This window comes from Mesorhizobium sp. M8A.F.Ca.ET.161.01.1.1, assembly GCF_004792105.1.
Taxonomy (GTDB): domain Bacteria; phylum Pseudomonadota; class Alphaproteobacteria; order Rhizobiales; family Rhizobiaceae; genus Mesorhizobium.
In genome coordinates this window covers 1-301 of sequence record NZ_SRTD01000387.1, presented here as the reverse complement: position 1 = coordinate 301, position 301 = coordinate 1, and the positions used below count along the sequence as shown (strand labels likewise).

Below are 301 nucleotides of genomic sequence, written 5' to 3'. Positions count from 1 at the left end.
GATCAGAACCGGCTTCGAAAACGGCCGGTTGCGGGTCGCCACTTCGCGGGCAATGGCAGCGTGGACGCCACCGACCTCGCGCGCTTCGCCTTCCAGCGCGTCGGAGAGGATCACGGCCTCGATGCCCTGCCGCTTGGCTTCCGCGGCTGCCGCTTCCAGCGACACGCCTGCGGAGGCGATCAGATGCATCTCGTTGCGCGAAAAGCGCTGGTCTTCCGGGTCTGGCGCATCGGAGGCCGGCGACTGGATATGCGCCATCACGGCGTCCGGCAGCTTCCTGCCGTAGGCCGCTATCGAGGCC

1 pseudogene is annotated in these 301 nt (G+C 68.1%); it reads right to left on the bottom strand.

The features are described from left to right. Positions 1 to 301, bottom strand: a pseudogene (locus EN804_RS36205) (glycerate kinase); the annotation flags it as partial.